Genomic DNA, 18,413 nt, shown 5'->3' with positions numbered 1-18,413 from the left:
GCGGGCGCAGAGCCAGACGCCCTGGCCGAATCGACAGGCTTCAGCCCAAAACGCGATCGTTCGAATCTCCCGCGGAGCAATCCCGCAGGACCGGCAAGCGAGACTACGGTGAGCGCCGTAGGAGGTCGATGCGGCTTCGGCGAAGGATTATCGTTTCCGGTGTCGCCCTAGGTGTCGTTCTGCTCGTTGGGCTGGCGGCCGGATTGCTGTTCATCTCTGGCATCAACGATCGCCTGCAGGCACGGATGACAACCGATGAACGCGCCGTTGAGTTGCTTGAGGAAAGCAAGACCATTGAGCGGGACGATCCCTTCTACGCATTGATGATCGGAGTCGACAGCCGTCAGGAAGGCGAACGTGCACGAGCAGATACGATCATCGTGGCCAGAATCGACCCGATACAGCAGTCCGCAGTTCTGATCTCGATTCCTCGTGATACTTATGTCGACATCCCCGGACACGGCAAAACTAAGATAAATGCAGCTACCGCCTATGGTGGAGCATCGCTTGCCATCGAGACCGTACGCGATTTCACAGGGCTACCGATAAGCCACTACATCGAGGTCGACTTCGCCGGCTTCAAAGAGGTCGTCGATGCAGTCGGCGGAGTCACGGTCAATGTCCCTAGTCGTGTCAATGATATGGAGGCGGCCAGCTACGTCAGATCAGCGGCCGTGATTGAAGCAGGGGAGCAGCGTCTGGACGGAGCGAAAGCGCTTACCTTTGTAAGGACACGAGACTTCCCCACGGGTGATCTTCAGCGCATCGAGAACCAGCAGGTCTTCTTGCGTGCCCTCTTGGATGAGTTCTTCAAAGCGCAGAATGCCCTGCGGATACCATTTATGGCCAATGCGGTAGCCCAGCAGGTGACAACCGACATGTCTGTGGGAGAACTCGTCGGCCTAGCCAACCAGATGCGAGGCATGCAAGGTTCAGCGTTTCAGACGGTGACGATGCCTGGTGCCCCGAAGCGCATCGGAAATGGCTCGTTCATTGTTGCTGATGAAGAGGCATTCGCTGCGATCCTAGCTAGAGTCAAGGCTGGACAGCCGCTCGAGGATCCTGCGAGTGCTCCGGCCACACAAGTAGCCCCCGAAGAGGTGTCTGTCGCTGTGCGAAATGGTGCAGGCATTGCTGGTGTTGCAAATGATGCAGCCGCCCGCTTGAGGGCTGGTCGCTACAATGTTGCCGATGTCGGGAACATGAACCAGTTCGTCTACGATGAGACCTTGGTAGTGTACAAAGCCGAGAACGAGCAACTGGCCCAGATGGTTCTTGCCACGATCGGGCAGGGTAGAGTCCTTCACTATCGCGGTATGTACGCATTCGACACCGACGTGCTCGTCGTCGTTGGCAAAGACTGGCAAATGGGTCGAACTCCGCCAAGCCGAGGGGCAACTCAGGATTGATGGTTTCAGGTGGAGAAAAGGGTTGATCAGGACGGAGTGATGCGATGACTGCCCGGCTGAGTGTATTTCGATGGAGAAGTGTCCTTGGCGCCCTCATGGCGTTGCTGTTGCTTTCGAGCTCCATGCCTGCTGCATCGTATGCGCAGCCGACATTCACTTTCATAAGCAGGGGCTTCGGGCATGGCGTAGGAATGAGTCAATGGGGAGCGAGAGGTTTTGCCGAGGCCGGCTACGGTTACGTGCATATCCTGAGGCACTATTACGGTTCGGGAGGCACCGATTCTAACACTGCAGTTTCGACGGTCCTGCCGGAGCCCTCTCGGGATGTCAATCTGGATAGAGCGGCCAATTACGATAGCGGTGGCAACGCCGGATTCACAAGGCAGGTGTGGACTCTGCGACCGGGGAATGTCGGCTCTGGGCTAACGGTTCGCGGCGGTAATGCCACCACTACTGTCCCCGACGGATGGTCGAGTTTCGAGGCGTCGGGATCCAGTATCATCTTTAGAGGTCCGGGGCGCGCACCGCAAACATTCACAGGCACAATCGCCGTCCGGGGGGCTTCGGGAACACCACAGTTGACGCAGGTTAGGGAAGGTACGGGCCAGTACGGGCACACATTCGTGCGCTTCCGGGGTGAGTTGCGATTGACCGCATCTGGCGGCAGGATAAAACTCATCAACCGCGTCAACATGTCGGAATATCTCTACGGGGTTGTTCCCCGCGAGATGCCGGCCAGTTGGCATCTCGAAGCGCTGAAAGCTCAGGCCGTGGCAGCGCGAGCCTATTCATGGACTTCAGGAACGGACGAGCTGTATAGCACGACTGAGAGTCAGGTTTACGGGGGGCATTCCCGCGGGGAGAATAGGGCCAATCCGACAGCACACGAGCATCCAAGGTCTAGCAGCGCGGTCGATGCCACGGTTGGCCGAGTAGTCACCTATGGGGGCACCAGTGCCGCCCAGATCGCTCGCACCTTCTACCACTCCACCTCAGGTGGGCATACGGAGAACAGCGAGAACGTTTGGGTAGCGGCGCTGCCACACCTTCGTGGCGTTCCTGACCCGTATGAGGTTACCACCGGTGCATCTCGGCATTCTTGGACGCGTCAGACCTTCACTGCCGCACAAGTCAGAGACCAACTCATGCGCGCGGGTGCAACCGCTTCGCAGATCCCGACCCCGCTCGTGAGCGTGAGGGTCACAGCGCGCGGGGTGTCGGGTAGGCCAACCCGGGTTGAGTTCAGGAGCCCGACAGCCGTCGGCACGTTCAGCACCAACGCCCAGACCCAACGATTCAGGAATGCATTCGCCTGGGGGGATCACTGGTTCTACGTGAATCCAAAGACCTCGCGGATAGCTGGACCCGATCGATTCGGGACAGCGGTGGAGGCATCGAGACGGGTCTTCGCTCCAGTGGCAGCCACACCTCACATTGTTGCTAGGGCTGCGATCATCGTCAACGGACATGCTCCTGCCGATATGTTGCCTGCGTCCTCCCTGGCAGGCGCTGTCGGTGGTGCGCCGATCTTGATGGTGGAACAAGACAGCGTTCCGGCCTCGACAGCTGCAGAGATCAGACGATTAGGTGTATCCAGGGTGATAGTTGTGGGCGGTACCGGTGTGGTAAGCCAATCGGTAAGCTCCGAGTTGGCTCGCATCCAAGGTGTCAGCAGAGTTGATCGATTCGCAGGGGTAGATCGCTTCGAGACGGCTGCGAATGTGGCCCGAGAGGTGCATCGCCTGGCACCCACCAACAGGGCGATCGTAGTCAGCGGGGAGAGTGTGCCGGACGGTATCGCTGCGGCCGGATTGGCTTACGCGTGCAGACTTCCCGTCATCTTGGTCCGACCAGGATTGATTCCAGTCCACTCGGCGCAAGCTTTAGCGTCGATCACGCCCTCGGTGAGTCTGGTGATTGGCGGCACAGGGGTCGTATCCAATTCTGTGACAAACCAGCTGACTGGGGCTAGGAGGATAGCGGCGGGAGCGAATCGCTTCGAGACGGCTTCGCTTCTGGCCCGGCATCTTGTGGCCAACGAAGGATTCAATGCTAGAACGGTATATGTCGCTTCTGGGGATACGCTTGTTGATGCGTTGGTTTTCGGCCCCCTCACGGGGCACAATCGGAATCCGCTGCTGTTCGCAAGTGACTACCGGTTGCCACCCGCTACACGCTCGGAGATCGACGCAAGGTCTGCTGTCATCAATCGCGTATTCATTGCTGGCGGCGAAGGGGCTCTGTCCGGATGGGTCCAAGGGCAGATCGAGCAGGTGCTGGAGTGAGCACTTGTCGGCGGGCCACATGTTTCTGTTCTTGGAATTACGATGCCGGAGTTGGTATGATGGCAAATCTCACCGGTACCTGCTCAGCGGTCGACCTGCAAGTCACAATACCTCGAAGTGGAGTCAACGATTCATGAATCCCCCATCGAATAGAACAATTGCTTTGATTGTGCTTGCTGTCATCACCATCGGCGGAGCTGCCGCCTTCATCCTAGACGGCCTAGCCGACGGCGTCTCCGATGAGAGAGAGGTGCGCATCACCGTCGTCGTGTCAGGCGCCCATCCTGATGTTGCACAAGCCGTATCCGTTGGTGATCGAGTTTACGGCCAGCCCGCGGGCATGTTCGTAGGCGAGGTACTGGAGGCCACAGCCACCCCGACAATGCGGGCTAATCCTGACGCAGCAGGGGTTCTCCAGGCGTCACCCGACCCGCTTACTAGGGATATCACACTCGTCATTGTGACGCAGGGTCGCGAGAGCCCCGATTTCATCGCTATCGGTACACAGGTGGTGCAGGTCGGTATGCCGTTCACAGTTTCCTCTAGGGAGTATCAGGTTCGCGGGAGGATTGCGCAAATAGATGTTCGCTAACACGGAGCCAAACTCACTAACGAAGCGACTGCTCTCCCCATTCGCGGTGCTGCTCTACGTCTATGTGATCTACTTTTTGATTGGATTGACCAGCATCTATGGGTTCGTCTATCCGGAGCTTTCAAGTCTGGGTACGAGCATCATCGGTTTTTACCCCAGCGAGAAGACTCTGCTGCTCTACGCATATGCCGCGGTGGTTCTTGTGTTCGGCTATCTTTTGGGCAAAACCATCGCCGAGAGGGCCGAGAAAGCACCCATTCAGCAGAGTAAGATTGACGGAGGATCACCCCTAAGATCGCTCATTGAGAGGGTGCGCTCCTTGGCGATATTCCAGCGCTACGGAGTGGGGTTCGTCGCAATGCTATCCGGTTACATGGTGGCCATGTCAGCCAACTTGATACAGCTATACATAGGGCGCCTGAGTCTGTTCGACATTGCCACGCGCTGGGAGCAAAGTCCGGTGCTTGTGTTCATCTCGGCACTCAACATAATGTTCGTGCCAGGGCTGTTTATTTTTGCACGCACGCGCGGCCAGCGAATTCTTGCGGCAGTACTCTTCTGCTTCGCAGTGGTCACATTAGGCTTGTTCGGTGCACGCAACATCCCGGCGAAGCTGATTGTTTCGACCTTCCTTGCCCTCACTTGGGTTCTGAAGCCGCGGATGATGGTCAAGATTGGAGTCGGGTTCTTTCTTATTCTGGTTCTTGTGATGGGGGTCATCGGAGCCATTTCCAAAGCAGGCATCTACGGATCGGATGCGACCTGGCAGGCTGCAGTAGCACTGATCTATTCCGACAGCGTCGGTACGACATATAACCTTGATCGAATAGTGACCCTGACCCCATCGGATGGAGTGTACGGAGGTGCGCTGCTGAAAGACAGTGCGCTGGCGTTGCTTCCTGGGTTGGACGCCGAATATGCCAATTTTCAACTGGGGAACTATCTGGGCGGGCGTCAATACTTTGTAATCGACGGCGTGCATATAGAGCGATCTGTGAGCCTTGCGCCGACGCTCCTTGGCGCCCCATACGCAGACTGGGGAATCTTGGGAGTTGTAGGCCAGATGCTTCTCCTGGGACTTCTTTTCGGATATATGCAGAAGAGGACAGACAGGGCCGCCTGGCTCATCGCCCCATTCGTGACAATGGCGAGTTATGTGATCAACGGTGTCAATGCGGGGGTACACAATCCCTACGCATTGGCATATTTGGCGCTAGCGATAGGAGTGTGCGTGCTTGATGCCATTGCTGTTCGCAGAATGCCATGGTTGTATTCGATTAGCGCACACCGGAGGACAAAATGAGAATAGTACTTGGAATGGTCATGACCTTGGCTATGCTGCTGACGATCGGATGTGCTCCAAGCACTCCGACCGTATCCCCTGAACCTGTCGAGGTTCAGATCCTGGTTCGAGGACTGATGCCACCGACCGAGCAGTCCCTGGTCGTGGGAGATGAAGTTCGCATCTCTGACACAGGAACTGTGCTGGGCACAATATCAGAAGTCAACGTGGAACCGGCGTTGCTTGCGTTGCCCGACAACAAGGGAGTCTTGCGTGAGGCGCGTTCGCCAATCCTTGTGGATGTTCAGGTCACCATCGAAGGAGAGGCCGCTCTGACCGACCAGGGCTTCAAATTCGGTGAACAGCTGGTCTATGTGAACAACGACCTTCGCTACGGAACCACTGCGGTTCAATTCGCGGGGCTGATCACCGGGATCCGGGCCGCGGACAGCGACTGATGTCGCGCCAGCAGCCCAAGCCCCTGAAGCTCCTCGTGATCAGCGGCCTGTGGCCGGCCGCGCCAGCCGCCGTCTTCGGCGGCTTCGTCGCGCGCCACGTGAGCGCGCTACGCTTTGCCGGCGCACAAGTCACCGTCGTGGCCAATACCGACCCTCGCGCCGGCAAAGCCGCAGCCGCCGCCAAGTATTCCTCGCTGCTTGCACGCGCTATCGTGGCGGCGGCTGTAGGCCGCGGCCGGTACGACGCTGTCGTGGGCCACTACCTCTATCCGGCCGCGGCCATAGCGCGCATCGCGGCGCGCGTCGCTGGCGCGCCCTACGCGCTCGTGTCGCACGGCACCGATGCAACCAGTGTGACTCGCGGCGACACGATCGCTAGGGCGTCGCGCGCGGCCGTGGGGAGCGCCGGGCTGGTGGTCGCGGTCTCCTCGGCGCTCGAGGGCTACCTCCGCGAGAGTGGGACGCTTCCTGCGTCAGTGCCCTCTGCGGTCGTGAACATGGGCTTCGACTCCGACGTCTTTCGCCCCGACCCGCAAGCTCGCGAGCGACTGGGCATCCCTGCTGACGAGCGCGTCGTGCTCTTCGTCGGCAACCTCACGCAGGGCAAAGGCGTCGACGTGCTGCTAGAGGCGTTCCTCCGCCTGCGGGAGCGCGACTCGGCGGACCGCCTAGTGTTCATCGGCGCGGGTCCGTCCGACTTCATGACCCCTGCGGTCGCCGCCGCTCACTTCGAGCGCGCCGGCCGCACTGACGCCCACGGGCGCATCGCGTTCCCCGGCGCTGTCGACCAGGCCACGCTCGCTTCGTGGATGGCCGCAGCCGACGTGCTCGCGCTGCCCAGCCGCAACGAGGGCCTCGGCCTTGTGCTGCTCGAAGCTATGGCGTGCGGCACTCCGTGCGTCGGCACGCGAGTCGGGGGCATCCCCGAGGTCTTGACGGCACCGGCCTGCGGTCGGATCGTGCCACCGGAGGATCCCGATGCGCTCGCCGCTGCCCTCGAAGAGGTCGTGGGCCTCGGCAGGAATCACTTCGAAGCCGCGTGTATCGCCAATGCCGCGCCTCACGACTCGAAGGCCAAGGCCGCACAGTTCCTCGCCGCGCTCGAAAGGATGCTGCCCTGATGCTGAACCCCAAGGCCGAAGCCATCGCCCTTCAAGCTGCCGCCCTCTGCGCAGCCGATGCTCTCCGTGCCGCCGCCGGCGACATCCAACCCCGTGCGCTCGTGATCCTAGGCAGCGGTCTTCATTCTGCGCTTGCGCACATCGAAGTCGCCGCTTCGCTACCCTTTACCGACGTCCCCGGCATACCTCAGCCCAGTGTCGAGGGTCACTCCGGGCACTTCATCTTCGGTCATGCCGGCGACACTCCGGTGCTCGTCATGCAGGGTCGACTGCACGCATATGAGGGCCACTCGCCAGCCACTCTCGCCACGCCCATCCGGGCCGCCCGCCTACTCGGCGCCGACACACTCTTCGTGACGGCGGCGGCCGGCGGCATCGCCCCTGGGCTTTCCGCCGGCGACGTCGTTCTCCTCGAGGATCACATCGACCTCACAGGCTCAAGCCCGCTTCGCGGCCCCAATGCCGAGAAGTTCGGGCCGCGCTTCCCTGCGATGGCGCACGCCTACACCCCTCGCCTGCGTGCGCTCGCCCACCAGGTCGCAGCCCCGCTCGGGATCGACATGCGCGAGGGCGTCTACGCGGGCATGCGCGGCCCAGCGTTCGAGACGCCTGCCGAAGCCCGGATGCTGCGCACACTCGGCGCCGACGTCGTGGGCATGTCGGTGGTCCCCGAGGTCATCTCGGCGGTTCACGCTGGGATGGACGTGCTAGGGATCGCTCTCGTCACGAACATCGCTGCCAGCGACGACGCCGGCCACGAAGGGGTGTTGGAGGTCGCTGCCCAAAAGGCCCCCGCTCTGTCTCGGCTGTTCGCTGGTATACTGTCACGACTCTGAGTTTTCGCCCGCCAACCCTCGGCGGTCCATACGCTTGTTGCCGCCTGTGAAAGGAAGTCGATATGCAACACCACATCAAGGATATCGCCCTGGCCGATGCAGGCAAGGCTCGCATTGAGTGGGCCGATCGTGACATGCCGGTTCTGGAGATCATCCGCAAGCGATTCGCCGCCGAACGGCCGCTCGATGGCATCCGCATCGCCGCGTGCCTGCACGTGACGACCGAGACCGCGAACCTCATGCGCACACTCGCCGATGGCGGCGCTGACGTCGTCCTTTGCGCGAGCAACCCGCTTTCCACGCAAGACGATGTCGCCGCAGCCCTCGTGCACCACTACGGAATCCGCACCTACGCGATCAAGGGCGAGGACACCGAAACCTACTACGCACACATCGATGCTTCAATCGAGCATCGGCCCCACATCACGATGGACGACGGTGCCGATGTCGTCGGCAGGATACACGCCGAGGCCCCCGAGGCGCTCGAGGACATCATCGGCGGGACCGAAGAGACCACCACAGGCGTCATCCGCCTCAAGGCGATGGCTCGCGACGGTGCGTTGAAGTACCCGATCATCGCGGTCAACGAGGCCAAGACCAAGCACCTCTTCGACAACCGCTACGGCACGGGCCAGTCCACCTTGGATGGCGTGATCCGCGCGACCAACAGGCTGATTGCCGGGCGCACCGTCGTTGTATCCGGCTACGGCTGGTGCGGTAAGGGTGTCGCGATGCGCGCTGCCGGTCTAGGCGCAGACGTCATCGTGTGCGAGGTCGATCCCCTCAAGGCCCTCGAAGCTGTCATGGACGGCTACCGCGTGATGACCGCCGTCGAGGCGGCTGCCGCCTGCGACATCTGGATCACGGTCACCGGTGATATCAACGTCATCGACGTGCCTATGTTCCAGGCGATGAAGGATGGCGCAATCATCTGCAACTCCGGCCACTTCAACGCTCGCATTGAGTGGGCCGATCGTGACATGCCGGTTCTGGAGATCATCCGCAAGCGATTCGCCGCCGAACGGCCGCTCGATGGCATCCGCATCGCCGCGTGCCTGCACGTGACGACCGAGACCGCGAACCTCATGCGCACACTCGCCGATGGCGGCGCTGACGTCGTCCTTTGCGCGAGCAACCCGCTTTCCACGCAAGACGATGTCGCCGCAGCCCTCGTGCACCACTACGGAATCCGCACCTACGCGATCAAGGGCGAGGACACCGAAACCTACTACGCACACATCGATGCTTCAATCGAGCATCGGCCCCACATCACGATGGACGACGGTGCCGATGTCGTCGGCAGGATACACGCCGAGGCCCCCGAGGCGCTCGAGGACATCATCGGCGGGACCGAAGAGACCACCACAGGCGTCATCCGCCTCAAGGCGATGGCTCGCGACGGTGCGTTGAAGTACCCGATCATCGCGGTCAACGAGGCCAAGACCAAGCACCTCTTCGACAACCGCTACGGCACGGGCCAGTCCACCTTGGATGGCGTGATCCGCGCGACCAACAGGCTGATTGCCGGGCGCACCGTCGTTGTATCCGGCTACGGCTGGTGCGGTAAGGGTGTCGCGATGCGCGCTGCCGGTCTAGGCGCAGACGTCATCGTGTGCGAGGTCGATCCCCTCAAGGCCCTCGAAGCTGTCATGGACGGCTACCGCGTGATGACCGCCGTCGAGGCGGCTGCCGCCTGCGACATCTGGATCACGGTCACCGGTGATATCAACGTCATCGACGTGCCTATGTTCCAGGCGATGAAGGATGGCGCAATCATCTGCAACTCCGGCCACTTCAACGTTGAGATCAACATCCGCAAGCTGCGCGAGATGGCTGTCTCGGTGCGCGAGGTGCGTCCGCTCGTCGAGGAGTTCGTGCTCGCCGACGGCCGCGTGATCTTCGTGCTCGCCGACGGCAGGCTTGTGAACCTCGCATGCGCCGAAGGGCACCCAGCCAACGTCATGGACATGTCCTTCGCAAACCAGGCACTCTGCGCCGAGCATATGGTCAAGCACGCTGCGAGCCTTGCAGCTGGCGTGTATGACGTGCCCGAGGAGATCGACGTCGAGGTCGCCAAGATGAAACTCGACGCGATGGGTATCGTGATCGATGAGCTGACCGAAGAGCAGATCAAGTATCTATCTTCCTGGGAGGAGGGCACGATCTAATATGGCAATCGAGGACATTCCCCGCACTATCTGGTGGGAAGACGGCAAAGTCCGACTCATCGATCAGTCGAGGCTTCCGCTGGTCGGCGACATTCTGGAGTGCGATAACCACGGCGGAGTCTGCTGGGCGATAAAGGGAATGGCCGTTCGAGGCGCGCCCGCACTGGGCGTCGCCGCCGCACTCGCGATTGCAGCGTGGGCCGTAAACGAGTCGACTGATATAGAAGACCACGGCGCTTTCTTCGCCGCGCTCGAAGAGGTCGTTGAGACAGTCGTATCCACTCGGCCCACCGCCGTGAACCTTGCTTGGGGCGCACAGCGCATGCGCCGCCTGGCTTACGACCAGTCCGATCTGCCCCTACCCGAGCTGCGCGAGATATTGCTGCAAGAAGCGCTTGCCATGATCTCCCAAGACGAGAAAATCAACCGCGTACTCGGTGAGAACGGTGCCGAGCTCATCAACCCCGAGTCGCGGATACTGACACACTGCAACGCCGGCTCGCTGGCGACCGCATTCTTCGGCACTGCGCTGGGCGTGATCTTCACCGCACATGAGCAAGGCAAGATCGAGCATGTCTGGGTCGATGAGACCCGTCCGGTGATGCAGGGCTCGCGCCTCACCTCCTGGGAGCTCATGATGGCGGGCATCCCGTGTGCGCTCATCACCGACAACATGGCGGCCTGGGTGATGCAGCAGGGCGGAGTCGATGCGGTCATCGTCGGCGCTGATCACATTGCAGCCAATGGCGACACGGCCAACAAGATCGGCACTTACGGACTTGCGGTTCTCGCGCACGAGCACGGGATACCGTTCTACGTTGCGGCTCCATCGTCGACGGTGAACCTGACGATCAGCACCGGTGCCGAGATGGTCATCGAGCAGCGCTCGGAAGAAGAAGTCACCGGCGTCTCGTGGGCGGCCGTGTTCGAGACGACCAATCCTGCAGAGATCCGGGCCTTCGAGGCACTCACCAGCGAAGGACCGCACGAGTTCAGCCTCACACGCGGACACAAACTCATGGTTGCGCGCAAGGGCGGCGCATTCCAGCTCGATGGATGGGCGCGGATCGCACCGCTCAACGTTCCGGTCTACAACCCGGCATTCGACATCACGCCGGCCAAGTACATTACGGCCATCATCACCGAGCGCGGTGTGGCCCGCCCGGATTTCGAGACCTCGCTGGGCCTCATGGGTATGGGCTCGGGTGCCCTGCACGAGGTGCTGATCGACTAGACGATGGACGCGCTGGGAACTGCCGGGATCACTCTCGGCTTCATCGGGATGGTGGCCTTTGGGTGGCTTCTGCGGTGGACTGGGCTCCTGAGTGCCGATGACGCTAAGCCACTGAACGTCCTGATCGTCTACATCGGCCTGCCGGCCCTCGTGTTTCGGTCGATTCAAACCGCCACCCTGGAGCGGGACATGGTGCTAATCGCCGTCTCTGCTTGGGTAGTCTTCGGCGTAACGGCCCTGGTGGCATGGGGCGCTGCTCGCCTGATGGCTCTGTCGCGACCGGTTGCGGGCGGCTTCATCCTCACGTCGGCTCTGGGCAATACGGCTTATCTCGGCTACCCGATGGCACTTGCCCTTTTCGGCGAAGAAGGGCTTTCTCGAGCAATCTTCTACGATATCTTCGGCACCGTGGGGGCGATGCTGCTAGTTGGCCTACTCATCGCCGAGAGGTTCGGAAGATCGGATGGCCGACCCATCAGGCCGGCACGGGAGATACTCACGTTTCCTGCTGTGATAGCGGTGGTCATTGCGCTGCTGCTGCAGGGAATCGAGATTCCGGTTTTGGTAAGTGATTGGTTGGACACTTTTGCGAAACTGGTTACGCCGCTGATCATGATCTCCGTTGGACTGACTTTGAGTATGGGCAGTCTCCGGGAGCACATCAGGCCGTTGATGGTGCTGTCGGGTATCCGCCTTGCATTGGCTCCGGCGGCGGCATTTATCGTGGGCTCGATGGTGCTCGAAGGCGCGGGCGCCCTCGATCTATTGGTGCTGTCGGCGGGAATGCCTTCGATGATGCTGACGTTGGTTATTGGCTCACGATTCGGCCTGGATACCGGATTCATCGCAGCAGCGATATTGATGACGACTACGTTCTCTGTCGTCACGATCCCTGTGATGCGACTGTTGATGGGCTGAAGGGTCGTTCGTGGACTCGTCGGCGCATCACTGGGGGAATGATGTGGCTCCAAGGGCTGCTAGAAGCGATATACCCGACCCGATGCGCGGGATGTGACCTCCCGGGCTGGCTGTTGTGTGCAGGTTGTAGGGCCGCCATCGAGGCGATGATGCCACCCGATACCTGCCCCAGGTGTGGTGCCCCCCATGGTGCCCTGACCTGCACCGAGTGCTGGGAGATCGAATTCGCTTTCACCCAGGCAGCATGCGTCGGTTCGCTGGCCCGACCCCTTTCTCGGATCGTGACCATGTACAAGGACGGGGGAGAGGTGCGTCTTGCGCAAGTGGCTGCAGGCCTGCTGGCAGAAAACCTTGAAGCGTGGCAGACCTGGCCCCATGCGATAGTGGCGATACCGGCTTCGAGCAAGGCGGTAGCCAGAAGGGGCTTCGACCATGTCGAGCTGATCGCGCAGCGGATTTCGGATGCCTGGGCGGTTCCGAGCCTCAAGCCTCTGGAGTCCTCAGCGCTAAAGGACCAGCGACTTCTGGGCAGGAGTGCGCGCAAGACCAATACCGCCGAAGCGATTCGAGTGTCTTCGGATGTTAGGCTCCCCGAGCGGATACTGCTGCTCGACGACGTGATCACTACCGGAGCGACGGTGGATGCGGCCGCCTCGGCATTGATCGCAGCGGGGGCTACGGAGGTGCGTGTCGGTGCACTGGCGCGCGCGTGGTAGAATGCACCTTGCTTTCACCCGGGTTTGTGGTTGCGGATGCCATCCGGCGTCCTAGTCCATGGTAGATGCGGCCTAAAGGACCCACGTAAGCCGGCGTTCACCGCCGCGCGAGCATGGCGCATCTTAGGGGTAAGTCGTACCGTCCGAGCAGGGCCACATCGGGTGGCCCCGGGCGAGAGGGTCGGTAGTGAGATAGTATCGAGCAGAAGCCCCGGTACGCGAGTGTGGGGTCAAAGACCAGGTCAGCCGGGTGAAAGCGCTGATCACATCAGGAGGCACGCTGTATGAGGTATACAAGAGCAACTCTGGTATTGGCGTCGATTTGCACGCTGGCACTACTCGTCGGCTGTGCGCCCGAGCCTGAAGTTACGCAGCTCGAGCCAAAGATCGAACCACCCCTGATTGCCGAAGCGGGTGTGCTTCGAGTCGGTGTCGACCTTGAGCATCCGCCGTTCGCCGGAGTCGATGAGGGCACAGAGGCGGGCATCGACATTGATGTGGCGTCCGCTGTGGCGGCGAGTCTCGGTCTTGAGCTGCAGACGGTGCAGGTAACGCCTGCAGATGCCGCTTCGGCTCTGGAGGCGGGACGCGTTGACGTGGTGATGTCCGTTCCGCTCGACGAGCTGGCCACCGGTGGCTTCAGCATGGCCGGCGTCTACATGACCGACGGCCCCGCATTTTTCGTAAGGGCCACCGATGCCGAGGAGCTCAGCAGCGGGCAGCAGGATCCTGCCACGCTGGAGACTCCGGCAGCCGGAACGACGACACCTACCGTAACCGCTGACATGCTCACTCCTTTCGATTTCTCTGGCAAGAGAATAGGAGCCCAGCAGGAGTCGGCTGCGTATTGGGCGCTCTACCACGATCTCGGCGAGGGTGCCTTCACAGTTTTTCCCACGATTCGTGAGGCGATAGAGGCCCTGTCTGCAGGCGAGATCGATGTCGTTGCCGGAGGTGCAGCGGTCACCGCATATGTTGTCCGTGACTTCGATGATGTCGTCTTCGCAGGCCAATACGGTGCGCCGACTGCTTTGGGTGTTGCCGTTGCACCCGACGCCGAAGAGCTCGGTAACGAACTCAGGAGCGTGTTGGAGGATCTTGCGGCAGGTGGCGCCATAGAGGCGATCCGGACCACCTGGGCCGGAACCTTCCCACGCCTGGCTATCCCCAGATGAAATCTGTTCGGCAGATAGTGTATCTTGGCTTTGCAAGTTGAAGGATCGGCAATGGAATCGTCCAGGGCCGTGCGTAATGGAGAATAGGGAGGCGTAGATGGGCAAAACCCGTAAGTACCTTTCATTGGTTTTGGCGCTGATGCTGATGGCGACGATGTTCGGTGTCGTTGGATGCGGAACGACCCCAGAACCGGAGCCACAGGAGCCTGCAGTCGAGGAGCCAGCAGACCTCGGTACGTTGACTCCCGGCAGGATAATCGTCGGCTCCGACACGGCTTTCCCCCCGTTCCAGAGCGTGGTCGATGGCGAGATCGTCGGGTTCGATGTGGATCTTATGAAAGCTGTTGGTGAGCGGATCGGGTATGAGGTCGAGTTCAAGAGCTACAACTTCGATGCGCTCATCGCGGCGATGCAGACAGCCACCGAGTTCGACATGATAGCCTCGGCAATGACGATTACCGAAGAGCGCGCCGAGAAGATTGCATTCTCGGATCCGTACATCAACAGCAACCAGTCCCTGACAGTGGACGCAGAATCGGCGATCACCACCGTCGATGACTTGGAGTCGGGCGACAAGATCGGTGTGCAGTCGGGTACAACTGGTGCTATGTGGGCCCAGGAGAACTTGGTACCCAGAGGGATCGAGATCGTGACCTACACCGACATCCTAGCGGCATTCGGTGCACTCCAGGCTGGTGACGTCGTTGCCGTCATCAACGATGCCCCCATCTCTCAGGACATCGCCAGGGATCCTGCCCGCGGCATGGCCGTAGTCTACGAGATCCCCACCGATGAGCAGTACGGTTTTGGCTTCAATCTTGAGAACACCGCGCTTCGCGATGCAGTGAACGGTGCGCTGGCTGAGATCAAGGAAGACGGCACGTACGTCGAGATCTACGAGAGGTGGTTCGGCGCCCCGCCGCTTTCCATCCCTTAGTTCTTGAAAGCGAACAAGTCTAGTTAGCCTTCAAGGGACCGGCGCACTGGTCGGTGCGTCGGTCCTTATATTCATGCCAACGATGGTTTCGGAGATGCATTTGGAAGCTCTCATCCAGTGGTGGGAAACCAACCCACTCACCCGCATATTCTTCTCGTTCGATGTAATGGAACGCGCCGTTCCCATCATCGCCGAGGCGTTTCCGGTATCTGTCACATTCGGCCTGATCTCGTTTTTGATCGCGATCCCCTGGGGCCTGGCTCTCGCATTCATGAAGATGTCCAAGTCGCGCCTGTTCCGCTGGCCGGCTACCGTGTTCGTTGACATCGTCAGGGGCACCCCGTTGTTCATGCAGGTGATGGTGATCTATCTCGGCATCCCCTTGATTCCCGAATACCAAGAGTTCGTTCGAGCCAACCCCTTCCTCAAGGAACCGTTCCTTTTCGGCGTCGATTACACCGTCTATATGCGAGGACTGTTCGTGTTGTCCCTGAACTCCTCGGCGTATATGGCTGAGATATTCCGCGCGGGGATACAATCCATCCACAAGGGGCAGATGGAGGCGGCTCGCTCATTGGGAATGACGATACCCAAGGCGATGATCTTCGTAATCATCCCGCAGACCGTCAGGCGTCTCCTCCCAACGATGATGAACGAGTTCATCCTGCTGTTCAAAGACACCGCACTGTTGGCGGCTGTCGGCATCAATGAGATCACTCAGCGTGCGAGGCAGTTCGCCGCTGTCGAATTCAATATGTCCGCCTACGTGGTGGCGGCTGTTTTTTACCTGCTACTCACGATTCCCCTAGGTCGTGTCGTCGCCGTCCTCGAGGAGAGACTCGAGCGTTCCGAGGGCGGAAGATCGGTTGGCAGGCCCAAGAGGGAGTCAACATGAACACCGACGGATCACAGACCATCGTCCGCATCAGAGCGCTTCGGAAGGCATTCGGATCACTCGAAGTGCTCAAAGGAGTGGATTTCGAGGTCACAAAGGGCGAGGTCGTTGTGATCCTAGGCCCCAGTGGTTCGGGCAAGTCGACGCTACTTCGCTGCATCAATCGACTGGAGGAACCAACCTCCGGAGAGATATGGTTCGAGGACGTCATGGTCAACGATCCCAAGACGAACATCAACAAGATGCGCGAGCACATCGGGATGGTCTTCCAGTCGTTCAATCTGTTCCCGCACCTGACGACTCTGGGCAACGTCATGCTGGCGCAGCGCACCGTCTTGGGCAGGTCCAAGGATGAGGCCCAGCGTGTTGCACGTGAACAGCTCACTCGCGTAGGACTCGCCGACAAGATCGACAACTACCCGTCCCAGCTTTCCGGGGGACAACAACAGCGGGTGGCCATCGCCAGGTCGCTAGCTATGGACCCTCACGTGATGCTGTTCGATGAAGTAACTTCGGCATTGGATCCAGAGCTAGTCCGGGGCGTTTTGGACGTCATGAAGTCATTGGCAAGCGGGGGGATGACCATGCTCGTAGTCACCCACGAAATGGGATTTGCCCGCGAGGTTGCCGACAGAGTCGTGTTCATGGACGAAGGACTGATTGTGGAGCAGGGGCCACCGGCTCAAGTCTTCGACGCTCCGTCACATGAACGTACCCGGGATTTTCTGGGTCATATCAGCTAAACTATAACCCCGGTTCTGAAGGAGGTCCGCTATGGAATTGATAATCAAAGCTCGCAATATGGCAGTCACAGACCCAATTCGCGATTATGCACAGGATAAGATCGGCAGAAACTCCAGAATCATGGATGGCGATCACGTCCGAGCTGAGATCGAGTTTTATGTTGAGAAGAACCCATCGATCGAGAACAATCACGTCGCCGAGGTGACAGTGTGGACCAAAGGTCCGGTCATCAGGGCTAAAGAGGCAGCAACAGACATGTATGCTGCAATCGACCTGGTTTCCGAGAAGCTAGAGCGCCAGTTTCGCAAGTACAAGGGCAAGATACTGGACAGGCACTCCGGCAGGAGAGCTGCTGAGCCCATGGTGCCAGTCGATCCAGTCCTCCCAGTGGAGGATGACCCCAGTATCGTCAAGACCAAGGTGCTCGACATGAAACCGATGATGCCCGAAGAGGCGATATTGCAACTCGAGCTGCTGGGTCACGACTTCTTTGTCTTCACTTCGGCAGAGACCGAGGCGGTGAACGTCCTGTATCGCCGCAAAGACGGCGATTACGGGCTTATCGAACCAAAGATCGGCTGATAGGGTGCGTCATCCATTGAGGGGCTGGGCGATTGCCTGGCCCCTCAGTCTTTAGGCGACCCATTATGCAGTTGCCGAGAAGTGTTGACACTTGGTGGCTTGGCTAATAGAGTTGTGCGGAAGCGTGCTTTGAATGTGTATCCGACAATTGGTTGATACCGGCAGATCGATCAAGTCAGGGGCTATATATGGAGAGGCGTGCGTCTCAAGTATCCATCGAGGATATCGAGAATACCCTGGGGCAGGTAGCTGAGATTCAGGCCGCGCGCGTTGTGGTTTCTTCCGAGGGGCTAATCGAGGAGATTCACGTCCTAGCACTTCCCAATAAGTCACCCAAGCAATTGGTTCGCGACATAGAGTCGACGTTGATGGCGAGCTTTGGAATTGCGATCGATCACAAGAAGATATCCATCGCTCAACTTGGCGGCGATGTCGTCGGACCGACAGGAACAGAGCCGGTCAGGCCAGAATTCCGGGTAAAAATTCTTTCGATAAACGCTCATGTGAGCGGAGTCCACTCCACCGTCACGGTCTCTCTGGATATAGATGGCGAGACCTGCTTGGGAGAGGCATTCGGCCCGGCGAGCCAGACAGGGCGTGTTCGCCTTGTGGCGATGGCAACGCTGGACGCGATTAACAAATATATAAGCGATGCGCGGTGCTTCGGCCTCGAGGACGTTGCGATCATCCCGCTTGGCCGTCAGAGGGTCGCTGTGTCTTGCGTGACCATGGTCTCCACCAATGGGGAGGAGTCATTCTCTGGCTCTGCGCTTGTTCATCAGAACGACAAGGACTCGATAGTCAAAGCTACTCTGGATGCGATCAATCGCCGTCTTGGACATTTCTTGACAGTCACATAGCGGATTACGTAACAGGCTGATGCTGTGAAAAGTGAACCGAACACTGTACGCCAAACTTTGAGCGGAGCGGACAGAGTTCTTCCATCACTAGCGGAATGGGAGAGGACCACAGTTCCTAAAAGGAGGTCTTCTCATCATGAAAATGACACGCATTCTTGTTCTGCTAAGTGCTTTGGCCGCCGCTCTTTATGCCGGCGGAGC

Annotated in this window: 17 protein-coding genes; all 17 read left to right on the top strand. The window is 59.8% G+C overall.

Going from position 1 to position 18,413, the window contains the following annotated elements; genetic code table 11:
• Positions 1–128: 128 nt before the first annotated feature.
• The 17 genes from M1617_02100 to M1617_02020 all read left to right on the top strand — a co-directional run bounded on the left by M1617_02100 (position 129) and on the right by M1617_02020 (position 18,212).
• Entirely contained in the window at positions 129–1,409 is a 1,281-nt protein-coding gene (locus tag M1617_02100; protein MCL5887082.1) for an LCP family protein, read from the top strand.
• A gap of 191 nt (positions 1,410–1,600) precedes the next feature.
• Positions 1,601–3,694, top strand: a complete 2,094-nt coding sequence (locus tag M1617_02095) for a cell wall-binding repeat-containing protein (protein MCL5887081.1) — start codon at positions 1,601–1,603, stop codon at positions 3,692–3,694.
• A 133-nt stretch (positions 3,695–3,827) separates the two neighbouring features.
• Positions 3,828–4,286 carry a DUF4330 domain-containing protein gene (locus tag M1617_02090; GenBank protein MCL5887080.1) on the top strand — a complete coding sequence of 153 codons (459 nt, stop codon included), beginning with the start codon at positions 3,828–3,830 and terminating at the stop codon, positions 4,284–4,286.
• A complete protein-coding gene (locus M1617_02085) occupies positions 4,276–5,589 on the top strand; it encodes an oligosaccharide repeat unit polymerase family protein (GenBank protein ID MCL5887079.1) in 1,314 nt (437 codons plus the stop codon). The genes M1617_02090 and M1617_02085 overlap by 11 nt, the downstream gene beginning before the upstream one ends.
• Positions 5,586–6,026, top strand: a complete 441-nt coding sequence (locus M1617_02080) for a DUF4330 domain-containing protein (protein ID MCL5887078.1) — start codon at positions 5,586–5,588, stop codon at positions 6,024–6,026. The genes M1617_02085 and M1617_02080 overlap by 4 nt, the downstream gene beginning before the upstream one ends.
• Positions 6,026–7,147, top strand: coding sequence for a glycosyltransferase (locus M1617_02075; GenBank protein MCL5887077.1), 1,122 nt, complete (start codon positions 6,026–6,028; stop codon positions 7,145–7,147). Before M1617_02080 ends, M1617_02075 begins: the two co-directional genes overlap by 1 nt.
• Positions 7,147–7,983: a purine-nucleoside phosphorylase gene (locus tag M1617_02070; protein MCL5887076.1), complete on the top strand. Its 837-nt coding sequence runs from the start codon at positions 7,147–7,149 to the stop codon at positions 7,981–7,983. The genes M1617_02075 and M1617_02070 overlap by 1 nt, the downstream gene beginning before the upstream one ends.
• A gap of 62 nt (positions 7,984–8,045) precedes the next feature.
• Positions 8,046–10,151, top strand: a complete 2,106-nt coding sequence (gene ahcY / locus M1617_02065) for an adenosylhomocysteinase (GenBank protein ID MCL5887075.1) — start codon at positions 8,046–8,048, stop codon at positions 10,149–10,151.
• 1 nt (position 10,152) lies between these two features.
• Positions 10,153–11,385, top strand: a complete 1,233-nt coding sequence (gene mtnA, locus M1617_02060; protein MCL5887074.1) for an S-methyl-5-thioribose-1-phosphate isomerase — start codon at positions 10,153–10,155, stop codon at positions 11,383–11,385.
• A gap of 3 nt (positions 11,386–11,388) precedes the next feature.
• Positions 11,389–12,303 (top strand): AEC family transporter, encoded by a 915-nt coding sequence (locus tag M1617_02055; protein MCL5887073.1) that lies wholly within the window; start codon positions 11,389–11,391, stop codon positions 12,301–12,303.
• A 149-nt stretch (positions 12,304–12,452) separates the two neighbouring features.
• On the top strand, positions 12,453–13,019 hold the full coding sequence (locus M1617_02050) for a ComF family protein (protein ID MCL5887072.1): 567 nt from the start codon (positions 12,453–12,455) through the stop codon (positions 13,017–13,019).
• A 284-nt stretch (positions 13,020–13,303) separates the two neighbouring features.
• Entirely contained in the window at positions 13,304–14,194 is an 891-nt protein-coding gene (locus tag M1617_02045; protein ID MCL5887071.1) for a transporter substrate-binding domain-containing protein, read from the top strand.
• Between the two features lie 97 nt (positions 14,195–14,291).
• Positions 14,292–15,131: a basic amino acid ABC transporter substrate-binding protein gene (locus M1617_02040; GenBank protein ID MCL5887070.1), complete on the top strand. Its 840-nt coding sequence runs from the start codon at positions 14,292–14,294 to the stop codon at positions 15,129–15,131.
• 94 nt (positions 15,132–15,225) lie between these two features.
• The gene (locus tag M1617_02035) at positions 15,226–16,026 is read left to right on the top strand and encodes an amino acid ABC transporter permease (protein MCL5887069.1); all 801 of its coding nucleotides are present in this window, start codon (positions 15,226–15,228) and stop codon (positions 16,024–16,026) included.
• A 20-nt stretch (positions 16,027–16,046) separates the two neighbouring features.
• A complete protein-coding gene (locus M1617_02030) occupies positions 16,047–16,769 on the top strand; it encodes an amino acid ABC transporter ATP-binding protein (GenBank protein MCL5887068.1) in 723 nt (240 codons plus the stop codon).
• A gap of 31 nt (positions 16,770–16,800) precedes the next feature.
• Positions 16,801–17,352 (top strand): ribosome-associated translation inhibitor RaiA, encoded by a 552-nt coding sequence (gene raiA, locus M1617_02025; protein ID MCL5887067.1) that lies wholly within the window; start codon positions 16,801–16,803, stop codon positions 17,350–17,352.
• Positions 17,353–17,540: 188 nt separating this feature from the next.
• The gene (locus M1617_02020; protein ID MCL5887066.1) at positions 17,541–18,212 is read left to right on the top strand and encodes a hypothetical protein; all 672 of its coding nucleotides are present in this window, start codon (positions 17,541–17,543) and stop codon (positions 18,210–18,212) included.
• Positions 18,213–18,413: the final 201 nt, after the last annotated feature.

The organism is Actinomycetota bacterium, assembly GCA_023488435.1.
Taxonomy (GTDB): domain Bacteria; phylum Actinomycetota; class Coriobacteriia; order Anaerosomatales; family UBA912; genus UBA912.
This window is presented reverse-complemented; position numbering and strand designations above follow the sequence as displayed.

Coding starts and splice junctions, on each gene's coding strand:
- M1617_02100 (MCL5887082.1), top strand. CDS start 129: ATGCGGCTTCGGCGAAGGATTATCGTTTCCGGTGTCGCCCTAGGTGTC.
- M1617_02095 (MCL5887081.1), top strand. CDS start 1,601: ATGAGTCAATGGGGAGCGAGAGGTTTTGCCGAGGCCGGCTACGGTTAC.
- M1617_02090 (MCL5887080.1), top strand. CDS start 3,828: ATGAATCCCCCATCGAATAGAACAATTGCTTTGATTGTGCTTGCTGTC.
- M1617_02085 (MCL5887079.1), top strand. CDS start 4,276: ATGTTCGCTAACACGGAGCCAAACTCACTAACGAAGCGACTGCTCTCC.
- M1617_02080 (MCL5887078.1), top strand. CDS start 5,586: ATGAGAATAGTACTTGGAATGGTCATGACCTTGGCTATGCTGCTGACG.
- M1617_02075 (MCL5887077.1), top strand. CDS start 6,026: ATGTCGCGCCAGCAGCCCAAGCCCCTGAAGCTCCTCGTGATCAGCGGC.
- M1617_02070 (MCL5887076.1), top strand. CDS start 7,147: ATGCTGAACCCCAAGGCCGAAGCCATCGCCCTTCAAGCTGCCGCCCTC.
- ahcY (MCL5887075.1), top strand. CDS start 8,046: ATGCAACACCACATCAAGGATATCGCCCTGGCCGATGCAGGCAAGGCT.
- mtnA (MCL5887074.1), top strand. CDS start 10,153: ATGGCAATCGAGGACATTCCCCGCACTATCTGGTGGGAAGACGGCAAA.
- M1617_02055 (MCL5887073.1), top strand. CDS start 11,389: ATGGACGCGCTGGGAACTGCCGGGATCACTCTCGGCTTCATCGGGATG.
- M1617_02050 (MCL5887072.1), top strand. CDS start 12,453: ATGCCACCCGATACCTGCCCCAGGTGTGGTGCCCCCCATGGTGCCCTG.
- M1617_02045 (MCL5887071.1), top strand. CDS start 13,304: ATGAGGTATACAAGAGCAACTCTGGTATTGGCGTCGATTTGCACGCTG.
- M1617_02040 (MCL5887070.1), top strand. CDS start 14,292: ATGGGCAAAACCCGTAAGTACCTTTCATTGGTTTTGGCGCTGATGCTG.
- M1617_02035 (MCL5887069.1), top strand. CDS start 15,226: ATGCATTTGGAAGCTCTCATCCAGTGGTGGGAAACCAACCCACTCACC.
- raiA (MCL5887067.1), top strand. CDS start 16,801: ATGGAATTGATAATCAAAGCTCGCAATATGGCAGTCACAGACCCAATT.
- M1617_02020 (MCL5887066.1), top strand. CDS start 17,541: ATGGAGAGGCGTGCGTCTCAAGTATCCATCGAGGATATCGAGAATACC.